This is a genomic window from Streptomyces sp. NPDC093568 (assembly GCF_044764945.1).
In the GTDB taxonomy this organism is placed as follows: domain Bacteria; phylum Actinomycetota; class Actinomycetes; order Streptomycetales; family Streptomycetaceae; genus Streptomyces.
Genome location: NZ_JBIWJD010000050.1, coordinates 1 through 2,537 on the forward strand (window position 1 = coordinate 1; position 2,537 = coordinate 2,537).

Below are 2,537 nucleotides of genomic sequence, written 5' to 3' on the forward strand. Positions count from 1 at the left end.
CACCTCCCCGACACCACCCACTGGACGAGGGACGAGGAGAGTGGGTGGTGTCGGGGAGGTGAGGTGCCCCAGCCGCAGAGACAGGCGGGGCGGGTGTAATCCGAGCGTTACGGGTGGTGTTACAGGCTGTGTTACACCCCCGTGTTACACCCCTAGGGGTGCTAGGCGGACTAGTCGGGCTAGTCGGGCTAGCCGTTCTAGGTGCGCTAGACCGGCTAGCGACGTGCCGGAGCAAGCTAGATGCTTATGTGCCATAAGTCCGCTTGGCCGGACTCCGCGGAGCGGAGGCGTTGCACTGTGCGAGGGGAGAACGGGCTGCCGCCCTCCGCTTCGCTCCGGTTGCCCGGAAGGGACTGGGGCACCCTCTCGGCGTGCTCGGGAAGGGGTGCAGCCTGGGTGCGCAGCACCCGGTGTGCAGGTGGTCCCGGCAGTGGTCACCGCAGGGCCGGGGAGGGTGTGAGAGAGCGGCTTGTCGGGGGAAACATCTGACTTGGCTTCGCGTCCCACTTTGAACATGCGGGAGGTTCGTGCGAGGGTGTGCCCATGACGCTGACGACGCGAGACGCCCAGACGTGGGAGCAGATGTGGCTGCCGCTATGGCCGCTCGCATCGGATGACCTGCGGGCCGGGATCTACCGCACCGCACGCAAGGACGCACGCGGACGCCGGTACATCGAGGCCAACCCGCGATCCCTCTCGAACCTGCTGGTGGTGGACGTCGATCACGAGGACGCCCTCATGCGCGCGCTCTGGGACCGCCAGGACTGGCTCCCCAACGCGGTGGTGGAGAACCCGGAGAACGGGCACGCGCACGCGGTGTGGGCCTTGCAGGAGCCGGTCACGCGCACCGAGTACGCCCAGCGCAAGCCGCTGGCGTTCGCCGCGGCCGTCACCGAGGGCCTGCGCCGCTCCGTGGACGGAGACGCCGCCTACAGCGGTCTGATCACGAAGAACCCCGAGCACGGCTCCTGGCACACCTCCTGGACCTCTGACCGGCTCTACAGCCTCGGAGAACTGGCGAGCCGGCTGGAAGAGGCCGGCCACATGCCGGCGCCCGCCTGGCGACGCTCACGACGCCGCGCGCCGGTCGGCCTGGGCCGCAACTGTTCGATCTTCGAGACCGCCCGCGTGTGGGCCTACCGCGAGGTGCGCCACCACTGGGGCGACCCCGAAAGGCTGCGCCTGGCGATCGTCGAGCGCGTGCACGAGCTCAACGCCGGATTCTCCGAACCGCTCCCGCACCGGGAGGCCCTGGACATCGCCCACAGCATCCACCGCTGGATCACCACCTGCTCACGCATGTGGGCCGACGGCCCCGCCGTCTACGAAGCCACCTTCTCCACGATCCAGGCCGCACGAGGCCGCAAGGGCGGCACTAAGAGCGGCGAAACACGGACGCAGGAGCGTCAGGAGCGCGCCCGTTTGATCCTGGAGGAGAACGCATGAGCACCGGCCCCACACGCGCCAAGCGCAAGCAGTCCGCCCGCGAACTAGCCGAGCGATTCGGAGTCTCGCCGCGCACCATCCGCCGCACCGTCGCCCAGGAGCGCGCGGACTACTTGGCGGACGCCGCCGCGCGCCATGAACGCATCCGCGCCCTGCGCGCGGAAGGGCTCTCCATGCGCGCCATTGCCGCCAAGGAGGGCGTCACCGTCGGAACGGTGCACTACGCGATCCACAAGGACGATTGAGAAGAGGGCTGGACATGGCGCTTCGGAAGAAATCTCGGGCAGCTCTTGAAGCCCAGTTGAGGGAGATCGAAGACAGACTGAGCCGTCATCCGCTTGCCTCAACCCGAGTCAGGGAGGCGCACGCACTCATCGACGCTCATCCAGGGGAAGACCCAGGACGTACCTCCCGCAAGTTGGCCGAGAAGGGCCTGCCCGCGCTCGATGAGCTTGGCGCTCTCCAGCTCAAGAGTTCGATCTCGTGGTGGCGGCTGAACAGGTCGAAGAGGAAGGTCACGAAGAAGTTGGCCAGCTTGTAAAGAACCCGCAAGCAACCCAACGCGTCAAAACGGACGCCTCCAACGACTTCTGGCCCCCTGCGCCTGCACCCCCAGCACAGTGCAACGCATCCCGGCCTGACCAGGCCGCAAGCCACTTAGCACGGCTAAGTATCTAGCTTGCTCCGGCTCCGCCGGTCCGCACCCTCCTGCGCCCCTGCACGCCCTCCTGCTGCCTTCCGCCACCTCCTTCCCCCGTTCCCCCGCTTCACCGCACCCTCAGCCCCTCACCCGACTCAGCCACAGACCCCCAACCACATCGCTCGCTAATCCGCCGCACCCCACCCAGCCAATCCACCCGACCACGCACCCCACCCAGCCACCTCTTCCCGATCACTCCCCGACCACCTCACCAACCCCACTTGACTCCTCACTTGACCCCTCACAAACACCCTTCCCCGACCCTCACCCGCCCCGCCCAAACACCCCCTGCACCTCACCTCCCCGACACCACCCACTGGACGAGGGACGAGGAGAGTGGGTGGTGTCGGGGAGGTGAGGTGCCCCAGCCGCAGAGACAGGCGGGGCGGGT

2 protein-coding genes are annotated in these 2,537 nt (G+C 67.8%); both read left to right on the plus strand.

What is annotated here, in order from left to right; translation table 11 throughout:
• The first annotated feature begins 543 nt into the window (after positions 1-543).
• Positions 544-1,446 (plus strand): replication initiation protein, encoded by a 903-nt coding sequence (locus ACIRD7_RS43305; protein WP_041104741.1) that lies wholly within the window; start codon positions 544-546, stop codon positions 1,444-1,446.
• Positions 1,443-1,691 (plus strand): HTH domain-containing protein, encoded by a 249-nt coding sequence (locus tag ACIRD7_RS43310; RefSeq protein WP_041104739.1) that lies wholly within the window; start codon positions 1,443-1,445, stop codon positions 1,689-1,691. Before ACIRD7_RS43305 ends, ACIRD7_RS43310 begins: the two co-directional genes overlap by 4 nt.
• The last annotated feature ends 846 nt before the right edge of the window (positions 1,692-2,537 follow it).